Origin of the sequence: Bradyrhizobium sp. IC3195 (assembly GCF_020193585.1) — a bacterium.
GTDB classification, from domain to species: domain Bacteria; phylum Pseudomonadota; class Alphaproteobacteria; order Rhizobiales; family Xanthobacteraceae; genus Bradyrhizobium; species Bradyrhizobium yuanmingense.
Map to the genome: position 1 here is coordinate 13943 of NZ_JADYVG010000013.1, position 23425 is coordinate 37367.

23 protein-coding genes are annotated in these 23425 nt (G+C 65.7%); 8 read left to right on the forward strand and 15 right to left on the reverse strand.

The features are described from left to right. The first annotated feature begins 159 nt into the window (after nt 1-159). The gene (locus I6F09_RS23250; RefSeq protein WP_225189121.1) at nt 160-933 is read left to right on the forward strand and encodes an SDR family NAD(P)-dependent oxidoreductase; all 774 of its coding nucleotides are present in this window, start codon (nt 160-162) and stop codon (nt 931-933) included. Nucleotides 934-981: 48 nt separating this feature from the next. On the opposite strand, the gene I6F09_RS23255 is transcribed toward I6F09_RS23250, so the two are convergent. The 6 genes from I6F09_RS23255 to I6F09_RS23280 form a co-directional block, all read right to left on the reverse strand. Further along, complete coding sequence (locus I6F09_RS23255) at nt 982-1656, reverse strand: hypothetical protein (protein WP_225126682.1); 675 nt, start codon at nt 1654-1656, stop codon at nt 982-984. Between the two features lie 124 nt (nt 1657-1780). Beyond that, entirely contained in the window at nt 1781-2263 is a 483-nt protein-coding gene (gene greA, locus I6F09_RS23260; protein ID WP_036009784.1) for a transcription elongation factor GreA, read from the reverse strand. A gap of 55 nt (nt 2264-2318) precedes the next feature. After that, on the reverse strand, nt 2319-2822 hold the full coding sequence (locus I6F09_RS23265) for a hypothetical protein (RefSeq protein WP_225144323.1): 504 nt from the start codon (nt 2820-2822) through the stop codon (nt 2319-2321). Nucleotides 2823-2958: 136 nt separating this feature from the next. After that, a complete protein-coding gene (locus I6F09_RS23270) occupies nt 2959-3297 on the reverse strand; it encodes a hypothetical protein (protein ID WP_225189122.1) in 339 nt (112 codons plus the stop codon). A gap of 176 nt (nt 3298-3473) precedes the next feature. Further along, entirely contained in the window at nt 3474-3992 is a 519-nt protein-coding gene (locus I6F09_RS23275) for a hypothetical protein (protein ID WP_036009755.1), read from the reverse strand. Nucleotides 3993-4144: 152 nt separating this feature from the next. Further along, nucleotides 4145-5692: an acetolactate synthase large subunit gene (locus I6F09_RS23280; RefSeq protein WP_225148004.1), complete on the reverse strand. Its 1548-nt coding sequence runs from the start codon at nt 5690-5692 to the stop codon at nt 4145-4147. 255 nt (nt 5693-5947) lie between these two features. On the opposite strand from I6F09_RS23280, the gene I6F09_RS23285 reads away from it, so the two are divergent. Both I6F09_RS23285 and I6F09_RS23290 read left to right on the forward strand, forming a co-directional pair. After that, entirely contained in the window at nt 5948-6526 is a 579-nt protein-coding gene (locus I6F09_RS23285) for a L,D-transpeptidase (RefSeq protein ID WP_036009766.1), read from the forward strand. 71 nt (nt 6527-6597) lie between these two features. After that, a complete protein-coding gene (locus tag I6F09_RS23290; RefSeq protein WP_225189123.1) occupies nt 6598-7413 on the forward strand; it encodes a DUF2927 domain-containing protein in 816 nt (271 codons plus the stop codon). A 19-nt stretch (nt 7414-7432) separates the two neighbouring features. Here the strand turns inward: I6F09_RS23290 and I6F09_RS23295 are convergent, their stop codons facing one another. Together I6F09_RS23295 and I6F09_RS23300 are read right to left on the reverse strand one after the other, a co-directional pair. Then, nucleotides 7433-8461, reverse strand: a complete 1029-nt coding sequence (locus tag I6F09_RS23295) for a TIGR01620 family protein (protein ID WP_225142092.1) — start codon at nt 8459-8461, stop codon at nt 7433-7435. Beyond that, complete coding sequence (locus I6F09_RS23300) at nt 8458-9927, reverse strand: YcjX family protein (protein ID WP_225189124.1); 1470 nt, start codon at nt 9925-9927, stop codon at nt 8458-8460. Before I6F09_RS23300 ends, I6F09_RS23295 begins: the two co-directional genes overlap by 4 nt. 185 nt (nt 9928-10112) lie before the next feature. Between I6F09_RS23300 and I6F09_RS23305 the strand changes: the two genes are divergently transcribed. Next, nucleotides 10113-10808 (forward strand): hemolysin III family protein, encoded by a 696-nt coding sequence (locus I6F09_RS23305; RefSeq protein WP_036009743.1) that lies wholly within the window; start codon nt 10113-10115, stop codon nt 10806-10808. Between the two features lie 41 nt (nt 10809-10849). Next, complete coding sequence (locus I6F09_RS23310) at nt 10850-11644, forward strand: SDR family oxidoreductase (RefSeq protein WP_036009739.1); 795 nt, start codon at nt 10850-10852, stop codon at nt 11642-11644. Between the two features lie 163 nt (nt 11645-11807). Here I6F09_RS23310 and I6F09_RS23315 read toward each other — a convergent pair whose 3' ends face one another. Next, the gene (locus tag I6F09_RS23315) at nt 11808-12266 is read right to left on the reverse strand and encodes a MarR family winged helix-turn-helix transcriptional regulator (RefSeq protein WP_109145220.1); all 459 of its coding nucleotides are present in this window, start codon (nt 12264-12266) and stop codon (nt 11808-11810) included. 75 nt (nt 12267-12341) lie between these two features. Between I6F09_RS23315 and I6F09_RS23320 the strand changes: the two genes are divergently transcribed. Further along, nucleotides 12342-13118: a glucose 1-dehydrogenase gene (locus tag I6F09_RS23320; RefSeq protein WP_057027781.1), complete on the forward strand. Its 777-nt coding sequence runs from the start codon at nt 12342-12344 to the stop codon at nt 13116-13118. A gap of 96 nt (nt 13119-13214) precedes the next feature. Here the strand turns inward: I6F09_RS23320 and mdlC are convergent, their stop codons facing one another. The 4 genes from mdlC to I6F09_RS23340 form a co-directional block, all read right to left on the reverse strand. Next, entirely contained in the window at nt 13215-14837 is a 1623-nt protein-coding gene (mdlC, locus tag I6F09_RS23325) for a benzoylformate decarboxylase (protein WP_225189125.1), read from the reverse strand. 143 nt (nt 14838-14980) lie between these two features. Continuing rightward, nucleotides 14981-15832: a MaoC family dehydratase N-terminal domain-containing protein gene (locus I6F09_RS23330; RefSeq protein WP_225189126.1), complete on the reverse strand. Its 852-nt coding sequence runs from the start codon at nt 15830-15832 to the stop codon at nt 14981-14983. A 15-nt stretch (nt 15833-15847) separates the two neighbouring features. Continuing rightward, complete coding sequence (locus I6F09_RS23335) at nt 15848-16948, reverse strand: CaiB/BaiF CoA-transferase family protein (RefSeq protein WP_225189127.1); 1101 nt, start codon at nt 16946-16948, stop codon at nt 15848-15850. Nucleotides 16949-16958: 10 nt separating this feature from the next. Beyond that, nucleotides 16959-18128, reverse strand: a complete 1170-nt coding sequence (locus I6F09_RS23340) for an acyl-CoA dehydrogenase family protein (protein WP_225144228.1) — start codon at nt 18126-18128, stop codon at nt 16959-16961. 126 nt (nt 18129-18254) lie between these two features. Here I6F09_RS23340 and I6F09_RS23345 point away from each other — a divergent pair, with 126 nt between their 5' ends. After that, complete coding sequence (locus tag I6F09_RS23345) at nt 18255-19175, forward strand: LysR substrate-binding domain-containing protein (protein ID WP_225189128.1); 921 nt, start codon at nt 18255-18257, stop codon at nt 19173-19175. Nucleotides 19176-19405: 230 nt separating this feature from the next. On the opposite strand, the gene I6F09_RS23350 is transcribed toward I6F09_RS23345, so the two are convergent. Next, complete coding sequence (locus tag I6F09_RS23350) at nt 19406-20680, reverse strand: cytochrome P450 (RefSeq protein WP_225189129.1); 1275 nt, start codon at nt 20678-20680, stop codon at nt 19406-19408. A 24-nt stretch (nt 20681-20704) separates the two neighbouring features. After that, nucleotides 20705-21970 carry a cytochrome P450 gene (locus tag I6F09_RS23355; RefSeq protein WP_225189130.1) on the reverse strand — a complete coding sequence of 422 codons (1266 nt, stop codon included), beginning with the start codon at nt 21968-21970 and terminating at the stop codon, nt 20705-20707. Nucleotides 21971-22279: 309 nt separating this feature from the next. Here I6F09_RS23355 and I6F09_RS23360 point away from each other — a divergent pair, with 309 nt between their 5' ends. Beyond that, nucleotides 22280-23425, forward strand: coding sequence for a DUF898 family protein (locus I6F09_RS23360; protein ID WP_193374982.1), 1146 nt, complete (start codon nt 22280-22282; stop codon nt 23423-23425).

Here is a 23425-nt window from a genome sequence, read left to right on the forward strand (position 1 = left end):
GTCAATTCGTCCTCGTGATCGACCGAAGCGGCAAGTTTCACACAATGCCGCTGGAGGCCGATTTACCTCGGGTCCGCCTGGTGCTGGCGCCAGGGGGATCGCGGGACCCACGTGCCGCGAGCGCCGTAGATTGCGTCCCGAAACACCTAGGAGAGCCCCATGGCGACCATATTCATCACCGGCAGCACCGATGGCCTCGGCCGGGCGGCGGCCCAATCGCTGCTCGATCAGGGGCACCGCGTGGTGCTGCACGCGCGTTCAGCCGATCGTGCCGCGGCTCTCGGCGGCCTCACTTCGCGTGCGAAGGGATTGGTGATCGGCGATCTCAGGAGCGCGGGGGAGACGCGGAGCATCGCGGACCAGATCAACGCGATCGGGCGCATGGATGCGGTCATTCACAATGCCGGCGTCTACACGCGGCCGAGCCGCGGCGCGACGCCGGAAGGCCATGCCGAGACGCTGGCCATCAACACGCTTGCGCCGTTCATGCTGACGGCTCTGATCGCGCGGCCCGCTCGATTGATTTATCTCAGCAGCGGATTGCACCGCGGCGGAGAGGGCTCGCTCGACGACCTCGATTGGACCAAGCGGGCCTGGAACGCCGCCACGGCCTATGCCGAGAGCAAGCTGCACGTCGTCGCGCTCGCCTACGCGCTGGCGCGGCGGTGGCCCAACGTCCTCTGCAACGCCGTCGATCCCGGTTGGGTGCGCACGAAGATGGGAGGCGCGGGCGCCCCTGTCGATATCGACACCGGGCAACGGACCCAGACCTGGCTGCCAGTCAGCGAGGATCCTGCGGCCCTCGTGAGCGGCCGCTATTCGCATCATCTCGAGCAGCAAGAGCCGGCCCGTGAGGCGACCGATCCGAGGTTTCAGGACCGGCTCATCGGCAAATTGACCGAGCTGACGGGCGTCGAGCTGCCGGAGGAGTGACGCACTACGATTCGTTGTCATTGCAGACTCGCAATGACGAAGCAGGCTTCAGGCGGCCTTCGGCCGCCAGGCCGTGTAGAGACCGATCAGTGTCCCCATGGCGACCAGCGCGGCTGCCAGCAGCACCTGCAATTCGCCGTTGTCGGTGGGGCCGATGGACGACACCAGCCGGGATACGATGACGAACAGAATGCCCACTGCGGCCGCGGCACCCACGCAGAGATAAGCGAGCTCGCGCGTCAGGCTGCGGCCGAGCAGTCCGAGGGCCGTGAAATACATCGAACAGGCGTTGGGATGAACGAACAAGGCAATGCGCGCATAGCGGCCATAGGCGTCGAACAGGGACTCGCATCGGCGCAAGGCCGCCTTCGAGGCCACCCGCTGCAGAAACGGCCTGAAGAAACGCGCTTGTCCATAGCTGAGAACGGCGCCCAGGATGATGGCGAGCCACGCCGCGAGGAAGACGGAGCCATCCACGGCCTTCGGACTGAGCGCCACGGACATCAGGATGAGGGCGGTGCCGGGAAAATAGCCGAAATACGGGAAGACCGCTTCCACCAGCACGCAGGCGAACATGAAGGCTGGAAACCATGCCGACCCGGCCGCGCCATGGACGATGGCGTTCAGGTCGAACAGGCTCGTCCTGTAGAGAACGAGGTACATGCACATGGCGAGGCCCGCCAGCGCATAGAACGGCAAGGCTCCAGACAAAAACCGTCTCATCCAATCATCAACTTCGTTTGGCGGAGACGACGGCCTCGCGCTGTTCCGGATCTGCTTTAGGCGAATGGGATTGAGGCTGTCGATGGCGCTCTTTGCCACGCAACTCACCTCGGCTTGCGCACCCCTACGCAATCGACAGGATCTCGATCTCCTGCGCACCTGAACCGACGACGTCGCCGACCGCCTTGCCCATCAGCGACCTCGCGACGGGCGCGACGAACGAGATCGAGCCGGCCTTGGGATCGGCTTCGTCCTCGCCGACGATGCGGTAGGTCTGGACGCGGCCGTCAGCGCGGCTGAAGCTCACGGTGCTGCCGAACGCAACGATTTCGGTCGCGACAGGATCGGGCATCACCTGCGCCGTACGCAAGCGTTCCGTGAGATAGCGGAGATCGCGCAGGGGCACGGCGGACTGCCGTCGCTTCTCGTTGACGTCCTCGATGGCTTGCGCGGCTTCATAGGCCGCCCGCGCTTCGGCGAGCTGCGCCTGCAATGCGTTGAAGCCTGCTTCCGTCACGAGGTTCGGATGCGGCGAGATCGGGCGGTCCGGCAACAGCGTCTCGGACGCGGTTTCGGCGCTCTCTTCCTTGGTGAAGGCGACGCTCAATTGAAGATCCTGTCGAACTGTTTCGCTTGCGACGCCATGGCGCCGACGACCGAGATTATATCTCAAGTTCGACGAAACGGCGGAGCTTGAAGACGAGGTCCGGCACGGCCTGGCGGAACCGGGTTGCGTTCTGGAAACTGGTGGAGAACGGCGCGAAAGTGAGCATCGCGTTCCAGTGCCGGTAACCGTAGACCGTGACCGAGACGCCGGAACTCGGGAAGTTGTCCAGCTTGCGCAGCTCGCCGAGCACGAGATCGGCGATCGCCTCCGCCGGCAGCAGCCGCTTGCCGTCCCGCGTGGTTGCGATTTGCGCGGGCGGCTCGGCCGGCTCGGCGGCCGCCGCTGCGGCATCGGGCGCGCTCTCGGCTTCGGCCGCATCGGATCCGGACTCGGACTTGGACTCGGACCTGGACGTCGCGGCCGGCTCCACGGGATCCGCCGGCACGATCGGCGGGACCTCGGCGAGCGGAGGCGGTGCAACAGGGTCTGCGCGCTTGTTGCTTCCCAGGATGCTGCTGATCATGGCCACAAGGCCGGCATCCTTCACCTCGTCGCTCATCATTCCCCCCGGGCTTCGGCCTACTCTAGCACCGCTCGCGCAGACCGCCACCGGCGATGTGGCGCAATGGAGGGCCGGGCGCCGCCGAATGATCGGCGGCACCACGTTCGATCACGTCGCGCCACGGTGCGATCCGTTACTGCTTAGCGAACGGAATGTATTGGTGGTACCGCTTGGGCACCGAGCTGCGATAGCGCGCCGGCACGGTGCCGGTGTCGACCGAATGATCGATCTCCTGCTGGCGGGTCATCTTCTTCTTCGCCGGCTTCTTCGACGCGCTCTTCTTGCCGTCAGTAGGCTGGCTGGACGTGTCGGTGGTCGCGCTTGGCGCTGTGGTCGTCGCAGCCGGCGCAGTGCTTGTCGCGGCAGGCGCAGCGGTTCCGCCCGCGGCCGGCGCGCCCTGCGCCAGCGCGAGCGGCGATTCCATCATGAGCATCAGCGCTGACGTCGCAGCCAGCAAATACGATTTCTGCATCAGAACCTCCAAAATGCCTGATCCGAATGAGCCAGCGTAGGCCTACGGCATCGACGCGTGCAAGTCCGCCCACGATAGGCCCGATCGCACGCCGGAACTGTGGTGGGGGTCACACTCCCGGCATGGTCTGCCTTCACGACCTCGCAGCGTGCGCAGGTGCGCAATGGCGCGCTCGGCTATGCGCGAGCTGCGCGGCCGGTCTCCTCCAGTCGCGAGGCGAACCAGCGTGACAGCGGCTCGTCGACGGCACCGCTGACATAGACCTCCGACATCGTCACATGTTGCCTGTCCAGCACCAGGAGCAGGCCGATCCAATAGGGAAACCAGACATGGACGTCGGTCAGCGCCCGCAGCTTGTGCTGGTCGTGATCGAGCGGCGTGTGGTTGCTCGCCTTGCGGATCTCCACGGCGAGCAGATTGTTCGGGATCTCGCGCTGATGCACGACGACATCGGGGTAGATCGACTTGCCGAGATGGTCGTCGGTCGAGATGATGGTGCCGTGCGGCAGATGCAGCGTGCGCTCGCCGAGCCGGTCGTAATTGCAGTCGACCGACCAGCCCGAGAACTGCTTTTCGAGATGCACCGCGAAACGGTGCGTGACCGCCCGCTCGCCGACGTCCTTCTCGAACAGGAAACCCTCGTGGGCGTAGAAGTCCCTGACAGCCGCGATCACCTTATTCAGCTCGGTCTGCATCGTGCCTCCGGGCCCATCACGTGCGCGCCAAGTTGGTAGCCCGGATGAAGCGTAGCGCAATCCGGGACTCTCGCAAAACACACCAGCCCCGGATTACGCTACGCTCCATCCGGGCTACATGAGACCGGAATTCGCGGCGCAATCGGTCCGGTCTACATCTGAACTTCGATCAGGCGCGGGCCGGGCTCGGCGACGGCCTCTGCCAGTGCCTTGTTGAACTCGTCGGCGTTGGTGACGGCGCGGCCGGGCACGCCCATGCCCTTGGCCAGCGCCACGAAGTCCAGGGTCGGGCGGTCGAGGCGGAGCATGTCGTTGGCGCGCTGGCCGGGCTCGCCGGCGCCGACATTGTCGAACTCGCCGCGCAGGATCTGGTAGATGCGGTTGGCGAACACGATGGTGACGATGTCGAGGTTCTCGCGTGCCTGGGTCCACAGCGACTGGATCGTGTACATCGCGCTGCCGTCGCCGACCATGGTGATCACCTTGCGGTCCGGGCAGGCGATCGCGGCACCGATCGACAGCGGCGTCGAGAAGCCGATCGAGCCGCCCATGTTCTGCAGCCAGTCGTGCGGGGCGGCCGCCGCCGTCGGCGGGAAGAAGCCGCGGCCGGTGGTGAGGGATTCGTCGACCATGATCGCGTTCTCGGGGATCGCACAGGCAATGGCCTGCGCGATCGAGGCGAAGGTGAGCGCGCCGGTCGGCTTGACCAGCTCAGCCAGAGCCTGCGGCTTGACGTCCCTGGCGCTGGCCTTCACGGCGCCGGCGAGTGCCTCGAGCGCGGCGACCGAATTCTCGCCCCAGGAGGTCATGCGATGCACCTCGCAGCCCTGCGGCTTGAGCATGCTCGGCTTGTTCGGATAGGCGAAGAACGCCACGGGGTCGTCGGACTCGACCAGCACGATGTGACGGAATTTCGCCAGCATCGGCAGGGCTTGATCGATGACGTAGTGGATGCGGTCGATCGAGAAACGGCCACGGCCGCGCGCCATCTTCGGACGGAAGGTCGGGCCCATCACGGTGCAGCCGGTCTTGCCGGCGATGCGCTCGGCCAGCGCCAGACCCTGCGCGCTCAGCGCGCTGCCGGTCATCAGGAGCAGCGTGCCTTCGCCGTCGCCATGCAGGATCTTTGCGGCCTGCTCGACCGCCTGCGGCGAATAGCCGGCGCGCTGCTGCTCGGCCGGAACCTCGGCGATTCCGTCGGCCTCGTTCCAGGCGGTGTCGGCGGGCAGGATCAGGGTCGCGATCTGCGGCGGCGCACTTTTCGCGGCGGCAATGGCGGCGGCGCCGTCCGCGGCGACCGATTTGGCATCCGGCGAGGTGCGGACCCAGGACGACATCGGCCGGGCCAGGCCCTCGATGTCGGAGGTCAGCGGCGCGTTGTAGCCGATGTGGTAGACGGCGTGCTGGCCGACGATGTTGACGATGCCGGAATTGGCCTTCTTGGCATTGTGCAGATTGGCAAGGCCGTTGGCGAGGCCGGGGCCGAGATGCAGCAGGGTCGAGGCCGGCGTGCCCTTCATGCGGAAATAGCCGTCGGCCGCGCCCGTCACCACGCCTTCGAACAGGCCGAGCACGCAGCGCATGCCGGGGACACGGTCGAGCGCCGCGACGAAATGCATCTCGGAGGTGCCGGGGTTGGTGAAGCAGACGTCCACCCCGCCCTTGACCATCGTCCGCACCAGGCTTTCCGCACCGTTCATTCTGTCTGCTCCCGCAACCGGCCAGTGATCCGTTCGGTCAATCATTGTTCGCGCGGCGCGTCAAAGCAATAGCGGGCATTGCGGCCCTGCCCCGCGTGACGACGCACGGATTTGGCTAACGTTTTCCAGCAAATTGGCGCAGTTGCGATTTGGTAACGTCAGTCGTTAACGATGCGGTCACGGGCCCGTGGCTTGCGAAACGTGCGCAAATATGGCCTCTGGGTCCGGTTGAATCGATTTTTTCTGGGGGAGATGATGATCCGGTTTTTTGCCGCACCGATGGCCGCAATGGCGCTGCTGCTGGCTGGCGCAGCCGACGCGTCCGCGACGGGGATGATAGACTTCACGGGCACCAGTTCCACCAGCTATATCGGCCGCGGCGGCGCGAGCCCGATCCCCCGCACCACCGTCATGTATAACGGCAGCTACGCTCCGGGCACCGTCGTGGTGAACACCGCCGAGCGGCGGCTCTATTTGGTGCTCGGGAACGGGCAGGCGCTGCGCTACGGCATCGGCGTCGGCCGCGACGGCTTCCGCTGGGCCGGGGTGCACAGGATCACCGCCAAGAGGGAATGGCCGGACTGGACGCCGCCCTCGCAGATGCTGGCGCGCCGGCCGGACCTGCCGCGCCACATGAAGGGCGGCATCGACAACCCGCTCGGCGCCCGCGCCATGTATCTGGGCTCGACGCTGTACCGCATCCACGGCTCCAACGAGCCGGAGACGATCGGTCAGGCCGTCTCCTCGGGCTGCTTCCGCATGACCAACGACGACGTCACCGACCTCTATAGCCGCGTCTCGATCGGCACCCCGGTGGTGGTGCTGAACAACTGACCAGGAACCCGCGCGGCGCGTGAATTTGCGCTCTTGTGCACGCGGGGCGAATGCGGCAGCGTCACAGCACGATGAGCGCATTCGTCCCGCCCTCGCCCGGCTTTCGCTTCGCCCTGCTGGCCCTCGCGACGCTCGCCTGCGCGCCTGACATCGCACCCATGGCTGCCGCCGGCGAGCTGCCCGCGGTGTCCTCGCGCCAGCGCGCCGAGAAGAAGAGCTTCACCGACGGCGAGATCATTGAAGGCTTCCTGAAGACGGCATTCGGCGCCGAATACCATCTTGCCGGCCGCGTCGACCGCATCCGCAAGTTCGACGGGCCGGTACGCGTCTACGCCGAGAGCGACCGCGAGGATCGCAAGACGCAGCTCGCCAAGGTCGTGGCCGACATCGGCAAGCGCGTGCAGCATCTCGACATCGCCATGATCGACACCAACGAAGCGGCGAATGTGCGCGTGAAGCTGGTGCGCGACCGCGATCTGTTCCGCACCATCTCGAGCTTCTACGGCGCCGAGAAGGCACGCGAGATCCGCTCCTCGCTCGATCCGCAATGCCTGTCCGGCTTCCGCAAGAACGACAATTTCGAGATCGAGCATTCCGACGTCATCCTCACCGTCGACAACGGCGATTTCACCTTCCTCGATTGCGCCTATGAGGAGCTGCTGCAATCGCTCGGGCCGATCAACGACACCACGAGCGTGCCCTGGACCATGTTCAACGACAACGTCTCGATGGGCTATTTCGACGTCTACGACCAGTACATCCTCAACCTGCTGTACGATCCCCGCATCAAGGCGGGCATGACCGTGGCGGAGGTCAAGACCGTGCTTCCCGCCGTCCTCAAGGACGTGCGCGCCTGGGTGAAGCGGGCGAATAATCTGAAGGAGTGAGGCGGTCCAAGGGAGCGATCTACTCGTCGGCGTCCTTCTTCCGCAGCAGATCCGTCGCCAGATCCGACAGCTTCGGCGGCGGCAGAGCCGCGAACGGCAGCGGCCGCGTCACATCGATCGCGGCCAATCCCAGCCGCGCCGTCAGCAGCCCGTTCAGCACGCCTTCACCCAAGCGCTGCGACAGCTTCGCCGCAATGCCGTGGCCGAGCATCTGCTGCACCAGGCTGTCGCTCGCAGCCATGCCGCCGGTGATGGCGAGATGAGCGATGACGTGGCGAAGCAGGCGGATCATGCCGAGCGCGCCGGGACGACCGCCATAGAGATAAGCGAGCTGGCGGATCAGGCGCAGTGCCGCCACGAACACGAACAGCACGTCGATGGCGGCGCGCGGGCTCACCGCCGTCACGATCGAGACCTTTTGCGCCGCCGACGACACCAGCCGCCGCGCCTCGGCGTCCAGCGGCGACATCAGCTCGCGCTCGGCGAGGCGGATCATGTCGGCGCCGTCGATGATCTCGCCGGCGTGGCTCTCCAGCGTCGCGCGGGCGCGCGCCAGCTGCGGGTTCTGGTGCGCGATCTTGAGCAGGTCCTGGACGATGACGCGGCTCTCCTTGCGGTCGTCGCTGGCCAGCACGGAAGCTGCGCGCTGATGCAGCTTCTCGATGGTCGCAAGACGCGCGAGACCGAACGCCTCGCGCCCGATCACCACCGCAAGCGCCAGCGCGGTGACGGCGGCGAAGGCAAGTCCAACGAAGCCGAGCGTCTGGCTGCGCGCGAACAGATCCTCGACCAGATGCACCACGCCGAGCCCGGTACCGAGCAGCGTCAATCCGGCGAGCCCCGACCAGAACAGCGTGCCCCAGGGAAAGCCGCGCCGCGCCGGGACTGCGGCGTGCACCGGCACCGGCAGCATCGCCGGGTCGGGCTCCGGCGTGATCTGGATGGTGGCGCGACCGAGACGGCCGGTCTCGTCGGCCTCGGCGACGACGACGCCGGGATCGTCGAGCCGGAACGTCGCCGGCCGCCGTGGCTTCGATCGCTCGGTCATGACAGCTTGTCTCCGATCAGGAACTGCAAGGCACGGTCGAGGCGGATGTGTGGCAGCGTCGGCTCGTCGGCACCCTCGCGTTCGAGCTTCGGCGGGCGGAAGCGCAGGAAGCGGAAATCGCTGTTCCCGGCCGCCTCCGACGCGAGCCCGCGGAACGCATCCGTCCCATTGAACAGCGGTTCGGGATCGAGCGGAAGATCGCCCGGAAAGGTCGCAACCTCGGTGTTGCCGTCGAAGAACTCGCCGCCGGCGCTTTCGCCTGCGGCGGGTGTTCCCAGGATCGACGGCAGCTTGTCACGGCCATGCGCCACCTGCGCTTCGCGCGTGGCGCGCACGGCGGCGAGCGCGACGACGTCGATCGCCGCGCCGGTGTTTTCCGCGCGCGCGACCGCGCGCGAGACGGCGCGGCGCAGCACCGCCTCGAGCCGGTCGTGGCTGGAATGATGCAGATGATCCGCCTTGGTCGCGGCGAACAGGATGCGGTCGATGCGCGGCCGGAACAGGCTGGAGAGGATCGTGCTGCGGCCGGTGTTGAAGCAGTCGAGAATGCCGGCGAGCGCGGCTTCGAGATCGTGCAGCGCCTCGGGGCCTGAGTTGAACGCGGCGAGCGCATCGGCCAGCACGATCTGACGGTCGAGCCGCGCGAAATGATCGCGGAAGAACGGCCGCACCACGACGTCCTTGTAGGCTTCGAAACGCCGCACCATCATCGCCCACAGCGATCCCTCGCCCGCCTGCCCGCCCGCAGGCACGTCCAGCGGCGCAAAGGTCAGCGCCGGCGTATCGGCGAGATTGCCGGGCATCAGGAAGCGACCGGGCGGCAACAGGCTCATCGCAAACCGCTCGTCGCGGCAGGCGCGCAGATAGTCGGTGAAGAGCTTTGCGGCCGTCAGCGTCGCCTGCTCGTCCTCGCGCGCTTCGGGCTTGAGCGTCGCGAGATGACTGTGCCACTCGGCCGCGAGATGCGCGCGCGGCGCCTCGCGCGACAGCGCCAGGCTCTCCGCCGACCATTGCTCGTAGCTCTTGTGGAGCAGCGGCAGGTCCAGCAGCCATTCGCCGGGATAGTCGACGATGTCGAGCGTCAGCGTGCGGTCGGCGCCGTTCGGGCGCTGGTAGTCGATCACGAGCCTGAGCTCGCTGATATCCACGGTCGAGCTCGGCCAGCGCCGTTCCTCCATCAGCGCGCGCAGATGGCTCTCATATGCAAAGCGCGGCACGGCATCGTCCGGCTGCGGCGCCAGGTGCGCCCGCGCGATCCGGCCCGAGGCGTAGGCCTCGAACACCGGAAACCTGCCGCCACGCGTCAGTCCATGGATCAGCGCGGTGATGAATACGGTCTTACCGGCGCGCGACAGACCGGTGACACCAAGCCGCACCGTCGGGTTGAAGAAGTGCTCGCCGAAGTCGATCAGCGCCCGCGCCGACAGCCGCGCTTCCTCGACCATATCCTGGAAACTGAATGCCATATGAACGTGAGGGGATCTCGGGCGAGGGATACGCAAAACGGATTAGTCACAAAAGTGGCAATTGCCTGAAGAAATTCAAGCTTTCATACTTCCACCGCCTTTCTCGGCAAATCAGCCGTTTGAACGACCCGCCGGTCCTGAAACACCCATCTAGAGGGCATTGCCTCGAGCCTTTGCGGATTGCCATGACCGTCTTCCAGTTGAAGCAGCTTGCATCCTCTTCCGTCCACGCCGCAGCCGACGCGATCGGCTGGGACTACGATCGCGCCGAGCTGATCGCCGACGGCATCGTCCACGGGATCGGCGTGCTCGCGGGCATCATTGCCGCGACGGTGCTGGTGGTGCTGACGGCGGTCTATGCCGACGCCACCGACATCGTCGGCGTCTCCGTCTATGTCGCCGGCCTGCTCTCGATGCTGGTGCTGTCGGCGACCTATAATCTCTGGCCGGTCTCGCCGGCCAAATGGCTGCTGCGCCGCTTCGACCATTCCGCGATCTATCTCTTGATCGCCGCGACCTACACGCCGTTCATCCTGGAGCTGAAGGACAGCGTGTTCGCGTTGGTGCTGCTGGCCGGCGTCTGGTGCGTCGCAATCCTCGGCATCGTGCTGAAGCTGCTCTATCCCGGCCGGTTCGACCGCGTCTCGGTCGGCATCTATCTCGCGATGGGCTGGAGCGGCATGATGCTCTACGATGCCGTGGTCAGGGCGTTGCCCACGCTGGTGCTGGGCTTCATTCTTGCCGGCGGCCTGCTCTACAGCTTCGGCGTGATCTTCCACGCCTGGCGGCGGCTGCGCTTTCAGAATGCGATTTGGCACGGCTTTGTCTTGGCCGGCGCGGCATGTCATTATACCGCGGTGCTCGACCTCGTGTTGAGCTGAGAAGTTTCCGCGAAGCGGTATAAGACGAGAGGAGACGTCGCATGCAGGTGACCGGCAAGGTCGTGGTCGTCACGGGCGGCGCAAACGGCATCGGCAAGGCGCTGTGCGAGGCCTTTCACAATGCGGGTGCGGCCAAGGTCGTGGTGGCGGACATGGACGCTGCCAATGCGCGAGCGGTCGCGGCCATGGTCGATGGCGCCGCGTTCAAATGCGACGTCGCGCAGGAAAAGGACATCGTCCACGTCATCGAGGAGACCGAGCGGCAGTTCGGCCCGATCGCGCTGTTCTGTTCCAATGCCGGCATCGGCGGCGGCTTCGACCCGATGTCGGAGAATGCCGGCGGCGCTTCCGACGAGCCGTGGCAGCGCAGCTGGGCGATCCACGTCATGGCGCATGTCTATGCGGCGCGGCATCTCGTCCCTCGGATGAGGGCGCGCGGCGGCGGCTATTTCCTCAACACCATCTCGGCCGCGGGCCTGCTGTCGCAGGTCGGCAGCCCGGCCTATTCGACGACGAAGCACGCGGCGGTCGGTTTTGCCGAGAATCTCGCGATCTCGCACAAGGCCCACAACATCAAGGTCTCGATCCTGTGTCCGCAGGGTGTCGACACCAACATGCTGCGCTCGATTCCCAAGGGCCCGCAATCCGGCGACGGCGACCTGACGCCCGAGCAAGTGGCGAAAGACGTGCTCGCCGGCCTCGAGCAGGAGACGTTCCTGATCCTGCCGCACCCGCAAGTGCTCGGCTACATGCGCAAGAAGACCGAGAATTACGACCGCTGGATCGGCGGCATGGCCAAGATCCAGGCGAAGATGCGGGAGGAGTTCGGGAAGTGACCGTTAGGTGCTCCCACGCTAGACGCTGTCATGCCCCGCGGAGGCGGGGCATCCAGTATGCCGCCCCTGTCGGCTCAACCACAACCGTCTCAGAGTACTGGATCGCCCGCCTTCGCGGGCGATGACACCGAGCGTGTAGAAGCAGCTTCAGCAACCTCGCGCATCACACCACCGCCACCGTCTCCCCCACCCGGCTCGCGCGCAGCGCCTGCGCATAGAGCATCATGCCCTCGCACACCGTGCGCTGCTCGGCCGGCGTCAGCGCCGCCAGCGCGCCGCGGACCTGCTGCCGGCCGAACGCGTGGAGGGCCTCCAGCGTGCGCCGGCCCTTCGCCGTCAGCGACAGCAGCTTGCTGCGCGCATCCGCCTCGTCCGGCGTCTCCTTGAGCTCGCCGCAATCGATGAGCTTGCGCACCAGACGGCTGACGCTGGATTTCTCCAGCCGCAGGAAATCGCCGAGCTCGCCCGACGTCATGGGGCCACGAATGCCGATCTCCAGGATGGTGTGGACCGCCGAGGGCGGATAGCCCGAGGCCGCCACCGTGGCGTCCATGAAGCCGAGTTCGCGCACCATCAGGCGCGAGGCGGCGCGGATGTCGTCAATCAGCGAAAGCTCGGCCATGGCTTGACTCGACCATATAGTTGTATCATACAACTATATGGGCGCAACGGCGCGCGCAAGTGTTTGGAGTGGACCATGAGCGAAGCCTTGCCGACCGGTCAGCGCATGAGCGGCAAGGTCTGCCTGATCACGGGCGGCGGCAGCGGCATCGGGCGCGCAACGGCGCTGAGGATGGCGGCCGAAGGGGCGGAAGCGATCGTCGTCGCCGGCCGGCGCGAGGCCGAGATCGAGGCCACCGCCGCCGCGTGCCGCGAGCTCGGCACGGAGGCGATCGCGCTTCAGACCGACATCACGAAGGAAGACGAGGTCGCGCGCCTCGTCGGCACAGCCGTCGGGCGCTGCGGCCGGCTCGACGTTGCCTTCAACAATGCCGGCTTCCAGGAGCGCCGCGCGCCCCTGGAGGAGCAGGGCACGGAGATCTACGACAGCGTGTTCGACACCAATGTCCGCGCGCTGTTCCTCTGCCTGCGCCATCAATTGCCGGCGATGCTGGCGCAGGGGCGCGGCAGCATCGTCGTCAACACCTCCGTCAGCGGGGTGCGCAATCCCAATCCAGGCTTTTCGCTCTACTCGGCCTCAAAGGCCGCCGCGATCTCGCTGACGCGCTCGGCGGCGATGGAGAACGCGCCGCGCGGCATTCGCATCAATGCGATCGCGCCCGGCCGCGTCGTCACAGACATGATGCTGCGCGCCGGCGTCGGCGATGTGGCGACGGTCAGCGCAGGCCTGCCGCTGCGGCGGATGGGCAGCCCGGAGGAGGTCGCCGAGGCCGTGGTGTGGCTGTCGTCGGATGCGTCGTCGTATGTCGTCGGGCATGTGCTCGCGGCCGACGGAGGTTTTTTGGCGTCGTGATGTCGTAGCCTGGATGGAGCGCAGCGCAATCCAGGGCCGACTCGCCTGTGGCAGGATTCCCGGATTACGCTGCGCTCCATCCGGGCTACGACACGGTCAATGCTTCTGCCCGTACAGCACAGGCACTGCGGAATCCACGACGACCTCAACGAGGCTCGTGCCCGCATACGCCATGCCGCGCTTCAGCGCTTCGCCCAGCTCCGCAGCCTTCGTCACCCGCACCGCACGGCAGCCCATGCCCTCGGCAAGCCGGACGAAATCGATCCCCGGCAGCTCCAGCCCCGGCACGTTGCGCACCTGCATGACCTGGCTGAACGAGCGCATCGCGCCGTAGCCGGAATTGTTGATGACGACGATTGTGAGCGGCAGCTTGCGCTGCGCGGCGGTCCAGAGCGCTTGGATCGAGTACATCGCCGAGCCGTCGCCGATCAGGCACACCGTGCGCTGCTTCGGCTTGCCGAGCGCCATACCGACGGCGGCGGGCAGAGAATAGCCGAGGCCGCCGCTCGCCATGGTGTAGAAACTGTCCTGGCCGCGCATCGGCAGGAATTTTTGCATTGCCGGCCGGTGCGAGGGCACTTCCTCGACAAGTGATGCGTCATCCGGCATCGCCTGCGACAGCGAATGCAGCAGGAATTCGACCGGCAGCGGATCGGCGGGCTGCGGCGCCGGCGGCAGTGTGCGGCCTTTTGGCGCCGCGCGCTTGCTCTCCGGCAGCAGGTCGAGCAGCAGGCCGAGCGCTGGCTTCATCGTCGCGATGATGCTGGTGCCCGATGGCGTCACTGCGGCGGCATCCGCGTCATCCGTGATCTGGAAGATGGTCGCGCCGCGGTCGAAGATCGCGGCATGGCCCTCGACATGGAAGGTGAACACCGGCGCGCCGATGACGACGACGACATCGTGCTCGCGCAGCGCATCGGACAACTGCGCCGGCGAGGCGTGCAGAAAGCCTGCGAATTGCGGATGCCTCTCGGGGAACGAGCAGCGTGCCGAGAACGGGCTAACCCAGACGCTCGCCTTGCTCTTCTCGGCGACGCGCACCATCAGATCCACCGCGCCGGCGCGATCGACGCCCGGGCCGACGACGAGCGCGGGGTGTTTGCTTGAGGCGAGCGCCGCAACCAGCGCCTTCATCGGCTCCAGCTCAGGGCCGATCTCGCGGCTGACCCTGCGCGCCTCGACCGGCGCGCAGGCATGGGCCCAGTCGTCGATCGGGATCGACACGAAGGTCGGCCCGCACGGCGGCCGCATCGCGGTGTAATAGGCCCGCGCGATCGCGGCGGGCACGTCCTCCGGCCTTGCCGGCTCGACGCTGTATTTCACATAAGGTCGCGGAAACTCGGAGGCGCGCTCGGCATAGAGAAACGCCTGCAAGGGCAGGATCGAGCGCGCCTGTTGGCCTGCAGTGATCACTAGCGGGGTCTGGTTGCGATGCGCGGTGTAGATGTTGCCGAGCGCGTTGCCGACGCCGGCCGCCGAATGCAGATTGACGAAGCCGGCATTGCGCGTCGCCTGCGCATAGCCATCGGCCATGCCGACGGCGGAAGCTTCCTGCAGCGCCAGCACGTAGTCGAGATCGTCGGGCCAGTCGCTGAGGAACGGCAGCTCGGTCGAACCAGGGTTGCCGAACACCCTGTCGATGCCGAAGGCACGCAAGAGATCGAGCGTCGCCTGCTTCACGGTGACGGGCTTGCTGCCGGTCTTGCCGTTCCTGGCCATTGGTTCCGTCCCTGCGTTTATTGATTGAACGTAGCAGCCCCACCCGTCATTGCGAGCGAAGCGAAGCAATCCAGAATCTCTCCGCAGAGAGCCAGTCTGGATTACTTCGTCGCTTCGCTCCTCGCAATGACGAGGAGAGACTATCACCACACCGCCGTGCCCTTCATCGTCGGCTGCCCCTCCGCATTCGCGGTCCACAGCTCCATGCCCGCCTCGGTCTCGTTGGCGTTGACCGAGAACTCCGTGCCTTCGAACAGCGGTTGCACGCCGCGATACGAAAACTTCTTCGGCGCCTTGCCGCCACGAAGCTTGGCCGCCATCTCGACGATCAGCGCTGCCTGTAGTGGACCGTGGAAGATCAGGCCCGGATAGCCCTCGACCTCAGTGACGTAGTCGCGGTCGTAATGGATGCGGTGGCCGTTGAAGGTCAGCGCGGAGTAGCGGAACAGCAGCACGGGATCGGACACATGCGTTTCGCGATGCTGCGCCTGCGGCGGCGGAGGCGACGCCTTGCCGCCAGCCGGCGCGCCGCCGGTCATCTCGCGATAGACGATGTCCTGCCGCTCGCGGATCGCCGTGCCCCTCGGTGAGGAGATGCTGTGCTCGACCGAGACGAAGCACAGCGTGCCGGTCGAGCCCGTCTTCACTTGCACGTCGGCAATGCGCGAGGTCCGCGTCGATTCATCGCCGACGCGCAAGGGCTGCAAGAACTCGATCTCGCCGCCCGCCCACATCCGGCGCGGCAGCGGCACCGGCGGCAGGAAGCCGCCGCGGGTCGGGTGGCCGTCGGGCCCGAGCATCGACATCGGGAACACCGGCTGCGCCAGGCACCAATGCACCGTGAACGGCGCAGCATCGCCCGTCTTGGGCTCGCCGACCTCCTGGAACAATGTCGCGCGCAGGCCCTTCACAAGCTGCGCGGTGACGATGTCGGTGGCCTCCTGGCTGCGGCCGATCCATTGCCTGAGATGATCGATGTCGAGCTTCTCGGTCATGACGCCTCGCTCTCTTTATTTGGACTGGGGACGCTCGCCGATCGCGGGCACGGCGCCGTAGCTGCGCGTCTCGCCGACGATGATCGGCGCCGGCGCGGGATAGCTGACGCGGCCGTTCGGCGTGTCGACCTCGATCCGCCGCAGATGCGGATGGTTGGCGAGGTCGGCCATGGTGTTGACCTCGGCGAATGCGATGTCGGCGTCCGAGAGCCGCTTCAACAGCTCGTCGCGCGTCATCCTGCCGAAGATCTCGGCCACAATCGTGTCGGTGAAGTCGCGGTTGCGCACGCGCTCGACCATGTTGGCGACGCGGGGATCGGCCGGCAGGTCCGGCTGATCCAGAACCTTCGCGCACAGCGTCTTCCACTCGCGTTCGCTCTGGATCGAGATCAGGATGTCCTTGCCATCCTTGGAGGTGAAAACGCCGTACGGTGCGATCGACGGATGCCGCAGGCCCATCCGCTTGGGCGGATTGCCGGCTTCGGCATTGAGCAGCGGCACGGTGCACCAGTCCGCCATCACGTCGAACATGGAGATGCGGATGTCGGCGCCCTTGCCGGTGCGCCCGCGCGCGATCAGTGCCTCCAGGATCGCGGCATGCGCGGTGGCGCCGGTCGCGACGTCCACGATCGACATGCCGACGCGCGAGGCGCCGTCGGGATTGCCGGTGATCGAGGCGAGGCCGCTCTCGGCCTGGATCAGCAGATCATAGGCCTTGCGATGAGCATAGGGACCTTCGTCACCATAGCCGGTGATGGTGCACGAGATCAGCTTGGGATAGTCCTTCAGGAGCCGCTCGCGCGAGAAGCCGAGCTTGTCCATCGAGCCGGGTTTCAGGTTCTGGATCAGCACGTCCGCGCTCGCGATCAGCTTCTCCAGCTCGGCGCGGCCTTCCTTCGTCGTGAGATCGACCACGAGCGATTGCTTACCGCGGTTGAGCCAGACGAAGTAGCTGCTCTGGCCCTTGGCCGCTGCGTCATAGCCGCGGGCGAAATCGCCTTCGGGCCGCTCGATCTTGATCACCTCCGCGCCGGCATCCGCCAGGCGCGACGAGCAGAACGGCGCCGCCACCGCCTGCTCGACCGCAATCACCCTGATCCCGTCCAATGCTCCCATGACCGCAACCTCAGTACGAGCGCGGCATGCCGAGCACGTGCTCGGCGACGAAGGACAGCACGAGGTTGGTCGAGATCGGCGCCACCTGGTAGAGCCGCGTCTCGCGGAACTTGCGCTCGACGTCATATTCCTCGGCAAAGCCGAAGCCGCCATGGGTCTGGATGCAGGCGTTCGCCGCTTCCCAGGACGCATCCGCCGCCAGCATCTTGGCCATGTTGGCCTCCGCGCCGCAATCGAGCCCGGCCTCGTATTTGCGCGTGGCTTCCTTCACCATCAGCTCGGCCGCGCGCATCGAGGCGTAGGCCTTGGCGATCGGAAACTGGATGCCTTGATTCTGGCCGATCGGCCGGCCGAACACGGCGCGCTCCTTGGCGTAGTTCGTCGCCTTCGCGATGAACCACTTGGCGTCGCCGACGCATTCGGCCGCGATCAGGATGCGCTCGGCATTCATGCCGGAGAGGATGTAGCGAAAGCCCTTGCCTTCCTCGCCGATCAGATTCTCCGCCGGCACCCTCATGTCGGTGAAGAACACTTCGGTGGTGGCGTGGTTCATCATGGTGCGGATCGGGCGGATCTCGAGACCGTTGTTCTTGGCCTCGCGCATGTCGACGATGAACACCGACAGGCCGTCGGTGCGCTTCTTGACCTGGTCCTTCGGCGTGGTGCGCGCCAGCAGCACCATCAGATCGGAATGCTCGGCGCGGCTGGTCCAGATCTTCTGGCCGTTGACGATGTAGCTGTCGTTGCCGTCCTTGCGCGCGAACGTCTTCAGCGAGGAGGTGTCGGTGCCGCTGGTCGGCTCGGTGACGCCGAACGCCTGCAGGCGCAACTCGCCGCTCGCGATCTTCGGCAGGTACTTTGCCTTCTGCTCGGCATTGCCGTGCCTGAGCACCGTGCCCATCGTGTACATCTGGGCGTGGCAGCCGCCGCCGTTGCAGCCGGCGCGCTGGATCTCTTCCAGGATCGCGGCGGCCGCCGACAGCTTCAGGCCCGCGCCGCCATATTCCTCGGGAATCAGCACCGAGAGATAGCCGGCCTCGGTCAGCGCATCGACGAACGCCTTGGGGTAGGCCATCTCGCGGTCGAGCTTGCGCCAATATTCGCCGGGGAACTGGGCGCAGAGCTTGGCTATGGCCTCGCGGATGTCGGCGTAATCTTCGGCGTGGTGTTCTTGACTCATGGCGTTTCCAATTCTCAGCGGCAGTTAAAGATAACGCCGGCCAACCCACGGGCGTTGTGAAAACAATGCCCGCCCCCTATGCTCATTTGTTATAGCGTATGGAGTAGCCTTCCAGGATTGGCAAGCATGGATTTCCGGCAGCTCAGGACCTTCAGTTGCGTGGCGGAGCTCGGCAGCCTGTCCAAGGCCTCCGACACGTTGCGCGTGGCGCAGCCGGCGCTCTCCAGGCAGATCAAGCTCCTGGAACACGAGCTGCGCACCGAACTCTTCACGCGCAACGGCCGCGGCATGGTGCTGACCGAGGCCGGCCGCCTGCTGCTCGCACGCACCTCCGGCATCGTGCGGCAGATCGACCAGATCCGCGACGACATCCAGTCGGCCAAGGGGCCGCCGTCCGGCCATGTCGTGCTCGGCCTGGTTCCGACCGTGAGCTGCGTGCTGTCGGCGCGCTTTGCACGGCGCTGTGTCGAAAAATTTCCCGGCATCTCGCTGCGCATCGTCGAGAGCTACAGCGGGCATCTGGTCGAATGGCTGCATCGCGGCGAGATGGATCTCGCCATCCTGTACGGCCGCTCGGCCGACCTGCATCTCAACGTGCAGAGCCTGGGGCGCGACAACATCGTCGCGGTCGGTCCGCGCGGCTGCGGCTTGGCGCGCAAGAAGAGCGTCGACATCGGCTGGCTGCTGCGGCAACGGCTGGTGCTGCCCTCTCATTCCCACGGCCTTCGGGCGCTGATCGAGCACGCCGCGGCCCAGCGCAAAATCAAGCTCGACGTCCAACTGGAGGCGGATTCGTTTCGCGTGCTGACGAGCCTGGTCGAGGAGGGCCTCGGCTTCGCGCTGCTGCCGCCGTCCTCGGTCCACGGCGAGGTCGCGGACGGGCGGCTGGAAACCGCCCCCGTATCCAAGCCGATGACGCGCGAGCTCATCTTTGCCTCTCCAATCGACCGCCCGGCCTCGACGGCCTCGCTCGCCATCACCGCGCTGCTGCGCGAGGAAGTCGCCGCCTGCCGCAAGGACGGCGTGTGGGACATCAGGCTGAGTTAGATGGCGTGTGGTAGAACAGCCGCGCGCGGTCGTGCCTTCGCATCTGGCGCGAGCTGTCATGCCGGAATTTTATAGCTGGGGAGTGCCGTGCCTGCCGGTGCGGGCGTGACGAGCAGGTGTGTCCAGGACCCCGTCATTGCGAGCGCAGCGAAGCAATCCAGAAATCCCTCCGCGGTGACAGTCTGGATTGCTTCGTCGCTTCGCTCCTCGCAATGACGGTAGGAGAGAGCTCAGCCCGGAATCCGCACCGGCAGCGTCTCATATCCCTTGATGAAGCTCGAATAGATCCGCTTGGGCTCGCCGACCACCTCGATGCGGTCGAAGCGCTTCAGCATCTCCTCCCAGACGATCTTGAGCTGCAGCTCGGCGAGCCGCATGCCGACGCAGCGGTGGATGCCGAAGCCGAAGGAGAGGTGCGTGCGCGGGCGGGGGCGGTCGATGATGAACTCGTTCGGCTTGTCGAACATCTCCTCGTCGCGATTGCCGGAGACGTACCACATCACGACCCGGTCGCCCTTCCTGATGTGCTTGCCGCCGATCTCGGTGTCCTGGAGCGCAGTACGCCGCATATGCGCCAGCGGCGTCTGCCAGCGGATCACCTCCGGCACCATGGAATCGATCAGCTCCGGATTTTCGCGCAGCTTGTCGTACTGCTCCGGGTTCTCGTTCAGCGCCAGCACCGAGCCGGTCATGGTGTTGCGCGTGGTGTCGTTGCCGCCGACGATGAGCAGGATGATGTTGCCCATGAGGTTGTCGGGGTCCATGTGGCGCGTGGCCTCGTTGTGGGCCATCAGCGACAACAGGTCGTTGCGCGGCGCGGAGTTGACACGCTCGTTCCAGAGCTTGGACATGTAGGCGTAGCACTCGTCCATCTCGCGGCGGCGCTCTTCGGCGCTGGCGACGATGCCGCTCTTGGGCAGCGCGGTGGAAACGTCGGACCAGCGCGTCAACTTGCGCCGCTCCTCCCAGGGGAAGTCGAACAGGGTCGCCAGCATCTGCGTGGTCAGCTCGATGGAGACGCGCTCGACGAAGTTGAACGTCTCGTTGCGCGGCAGATTGTCCAGCACGGTCTGCGAGCGCTGTCGGATCAGCTTTGCCAGCTCGTTCAGGTGTGTCGGCGTGAACATCGGCGACACCGTCTTGCGCTGCGCCGAATGCCGGGGCTGGTCCATCGCGATGAAGCTCGGATAGTCGTAGCCTTCCGGCACGTCGCGGATCGAGATGCCGCCGAGCTTGGAATCCGAGGAGAAGATGCCGTGATTGGTGTCGACATGCATGATGTCGTTGTACTTCACCACCGACCAATACGGCTCGATCGGCGCATTGGTGCAGTAATGCACCGGCTCTTCCTTACGCAGCCGCTCGAACCAGGGCCACAGCGTGTCGTCCTGGAACAGCCGGGGCGCGCCGGGGTGGAATTGCGACAACGGCGTCGCATAGGCCTCCTCGCGCGCCTTCCGCATGCGTTCGGCCTTGTCCACTTTAACCGGCGCTTGGATGTTCATGATCGTGGCTCCGTTGCGTTCGACTCACGCAGCAATCTTCACCGGCAGCGTTTCGATACCCTTTACAAAACTCGAATAGACCCGAGTGGGTTCGCCGACCACATCAATATGGTCGAACCGCTTGAGAATTTCCTCCCAAATAATCTTGAGCTGGAGCTCGGCGAGCCGCAGGCCGACGCAGCGATGGATGCCGAAGCCGAAGGACAGGTGCGTACGCGGGCGGGCGCGGTCGATGATGAACTCGTAGGGCCTGTCGATCGCCTCCTCATCGCGGTTGCCCGAGACGTACCACATCACGACCTTGTCACCCTTCTTGATCTGCTTGCCGCGGAACTCGAAATCGGACAGCGCCGTGCGGCGCATATGCGCCAGCGGTGTCTGCCAGCGGATCACCTCCGGCACGAAACTGTCGAGCAGGTCAGGGTTCTCGCGCAGCTTGCGATATTGCTCCGGATGCTGGCTCAGCGCGAGAAGCGAGCCCGACATGGTGTTGCGCGTGGTGTCGTTGCCGCCGACGATCAGGAGGATAAGATTGCCGAGGAAGTTCTTCGCATCCATGTCGCGCGTAGCAGTGCCATGCGCCATCATCGACAATAGGTCGCTCTTCGGCGGCTGTTCGATGCGCTCCTTCCACAGCCTCGAGAAATAGGCCGCGCATTCGGCGAGTTCGGCCATCCGCTCGTCCTCGGTGGCGACGAGACCGTCCGGGCCGGGAATCGTGGTGGCGACGTCGGACCAGCGCGTCAGCTTGCGGCGATCCTCCCAGGGGAAATCGAACAGCACCGCAAGCATCTGCGTGGTGAGCTCGATCGAGACGCGGTCGACCCAGTCGAACACCTCGCCGCGGGGAAGGTTGTCCAGGCACTCGGCCGAGCGCTTGCGGATGTTGATGGCGAGATTGTCCAGATGCGTCGGCGTGAACATCGGCGCCACGGTCTTGCGCTGGGCGGCATGGCGCGGCGGGTCCATCGAAATGAAGCTCTCACGGCGTAGATCCGGATCGATGTCGCGGATGGTGATGCCGCCGAGCGCGGAGGCCGAGGAGAACACCGCATGGTTGGTCTCGATCTCCATGATGTCATTGTAGCGCGTCACCGACCAGTACGGCCCGAACATCGAGTCCTTGCAGTAATGCACGGGATCCTCGCGGCGCAGCCGGTCGAAATAGGGCCAGAACGTATCGGTCCTGAACAATTCGGGGTCGCCGGGATCGAACTGCTCCAGCGGCAGCGACATCGCGCGCTCGCGCAAGGCGTCGAGCTTGGCCGCGCTTTCGATGGTCCCATGCATGACCGTTCTCCCTGAATATGAACCGCGCGTCGTTGAATTCTGCGCTGCGGTATTTGATTTGCAATTACAGCCGGTTGTCTGCGCCGGGGCAAGGGAGAGTTTTGCCTCATCCAGCCTTCACGAGCGCGTTGCACGATCGTCACGGCGCCACGAGAACGTGACCTCCCGCACGCCGAACGACAGAGAATCGTGCGAGAAACCCGCTGGAATCGAGCTAAATCGAACCCGCTCATCTTGGGGATCGACTAATCTCTGATCTATAGTTTGGCCGGAACAGATCCGCATCCCGAGGTTGCCGCCGTGAACGACATGCAATGGACCCCGATCGGGTCCGAACCCTTGCCCCCGCCGCTGCCGGCGACGCGGGTCGATTTCTCCGGCAGCCGCTCCGAGTTCCGCAAAATGGTCACCAAGGGTGCCATGCTCGAGCTCGTGACCTTCGGCTTCTACCGGTTCTGGCTCGTCACCGACATCCGCCGTCATCTGTGGACGCACACCGCGATCGATGGCGATGCGGCCGAATACACCGGACGGGCCAAGGAGCTCCTGGTCGGCTTCCTGTTCGCGCTCGCGATCCTGGTGCCGATCTATCTCGCCTATTTTCTCATTGGCATCGAGTTCGAGCGCTGGCAGGCCTTTGCCTCGACGCCGCTATTCATCGCCTTCTACGCCTTCGGCCAGTTCGCGATTTTTCGCGCGCGGCGCTACCGCCTGACCCGCACGGTCTGGCGCGGCGTCCGCTTCTGGATGGACGGCTCCGGCTGGGCTTACGCGTTTCGCGCCATGCTATGGGGCTTGCTGGTGCTCCTGACGCTCGGTCTCGCGCTGCCCTGGCGCGCGGCGGCGCTCGAACGCTACAAGATGCGGCACACCCATTACGGCGATCTCCGCGGCGATTTCGACGCCGACGGCTGGACCTTCTTCAAGCGCGGCTGGTGGCTCTGGCTGCTCAGCCCGATCGCGCTGATCATCTTCCCGCTCGCACCGTTCTTCTATGCCGAGTTCAAGGCGCGCGAATGGCGCTGGTGGCTCGATGGCATCCGCATCGGTGGCGTCAGCCTGTCCTCGGAATTGCCTCATGATGCCTTCTACGGCCTGTACTGGAAAGTGATCGGCTGGTGGATGCTGCTCACGGTCGCGTTCGCAGCCTATATGGGCGGCAGCGCCTTCCTGGTCGTCTCGCTCACAGGCGTTTCCGCCGAGGAGATCTTCGCCGGCGACAATGCGACGAAGAGCATCCCGATGGTGGCGATGATGGTGATCGGCTATTTCGCGCTCGCTCTTGCCATCAACATCGTCATGCGGGTCTATCTTCAACGCGATCTTTGGGCCAAGGTGCTGGAGACCGTCGAGGTGCACAACATCTGGGCCGCGGCGGACGTGCGCGGCAGCGGTCAGCTTGCCGGCGCGCTCGGCGAAGGCTTTGCCGACGGACTCGATGTCGCGGGATTCTGA

Coding starts and splice junctions, on each gene's coding strand:
- I6F09_RS23250 (WP_225189121.1), top strand. CDS start 160: ATGGCGACCATATTCATCACCGGCAGCACCGATGGCCTCGGCCGGGCG.
- I6F09_RS23255 (WP_225126682.1), bottom strand. CDS start 1,656: ATGAGACGGTTTTTGTCTGGAGCCTTGCCGTTCTATGCGCTGGCGGGC.
- I6F09_RS23265 (WP_225144323.1), bottom strand. CDS start 2,822: ATGAGCGACGAGGTGAAGGATGCCGGCCTTGTGGCCATGATCAGCAGC.
- I6F09_RS23270 (WP_225189122.1), bottom strand. CDS start 3,297: ATGCAGAAATCGTATTTGCTGGCTGCGACGTCAGCGCTGATGCTCATG.
- I6F09_RS23275 (WP_036009755.1), bottom strand. CDS start 3,992: ATGCAGACCGAGCTGAATAAGGTGATCGCGGCTGTCAGGGACTTCTAC.
- I6F09_RS23280 (WP_225148004.1), bottom strand. CDS start 5,692: ATGAACGGTGCGGAAAGCCTGGTGCGGACGATGGTCAAGGGCGGGGTG.
- I6F09_RS23285 (WP_036009766.1), top strand. CDS start 5,948: ATGATCCGGTTTTTTGCCGCACCGATGGCCGCAATGGCGCTGCTGCTG.
- I6F09_RS23290 (WP_225189123.1), top strand. CDS start 6,598: ATGAGCGCATTCGTCCCGCCCTCGCCCGGCTTTCGCTTCGCCCTGCTG.
- I6F09_RS23295 (WP_225142092.1), bottom strand. CDS start 8,461: ATGACCGAGCGATCGAAGCCACGGCGGCCGGCGACGTTCCGGCTCGAC.
- I6F09_RS23300 (WP_225189124.1), bottom strand. CDS start 9,927: ATGGCATTCAGTTTCCAGGATATGGTCGAGGAAGCGCGGCTGTCGGCG.
- I6F09_RS23305 (WP_036009743.1), top strand. CDS start 10,113: ATGACCGTCTTCCAGTTGAAGCAGCTTGCATCCTCTTCCGTCCACGCC.
- I6F09_RS23310 (WP_036009739.1), top strand. CDS start 10,850: ATGCAGGTGACCGGCAAGGTCGTGGTCGTCACGGGCGGCGCAAACGGC.
- I6F09_RS23315 (WP_109145220.1), bottom strand. CDS start 12,266: ATGGCCGAGCTTTCGCTGATTGACGACATCCGCGCCGCCTCGCGCCTG.
- I6F09_RS23320 (WP_057027781.1), top strand. CDS start 12,342: ATGAGCGAAGCCTTGCCGACCGGTCAGCGCATGAGCGGCAAGGTCTGC.
- mdlC (WP_225189125.1), bottom strand. CDS start 14,837: ATGGCCAGGAACGGCAAGACCGGCAGCAAGCCCGTCACCGTGAAGCAG.
- I6F09_RS23330 (WP_225189126.1), bottom strand. CDS start 15,832: ATGACCGAGAAGCTCGACATCGATCATCTCAGGCAATGGATCGGCCGC.
- I6F09_RS23335 (WP_225189127.1), bottom strand. CDS start 16,948: ATGGGAGCATTGGACGGGATCAGGGTGATTGCGGTCGAGCAGGCGGTG.
- I6F09_RS23340 (WP_225144228.1), bottom strand. CDS start 18,128: ATGAGTCAAGAACACCACGCCGAAGATTACGCCGACATCCGCGAGGCC.
- I6F09_RS23345 (WP_225189128.1), top strand. CDS start 18,255: ATGGATTTCCGGCAGCTCAGGACCTTCAGTTGCGTGGCGGAGCTCGGC.
- I6F09_RS23350 (WP_225189129.1), bottom strand. CDS start 20,680: ATGAACATCCAAGCGCCGGTTAAAGTGGACAAGGCCGAACGCATGCGG.
- I6F09_RS23355 (WP_225189130.1), bottom strand. CDS start 21,970: ATGCATGGGACCATCGAAAGCGCGGCCAAGCTCGACGCCTTGCGCGAG.
- I6F09_RS23360 (WP_193374982.1), top strand. CDS start 22,280: ATGCAATGGACCCCGATCGGGTCCGAACCCTTGCCCCCGCCGCTGCCG.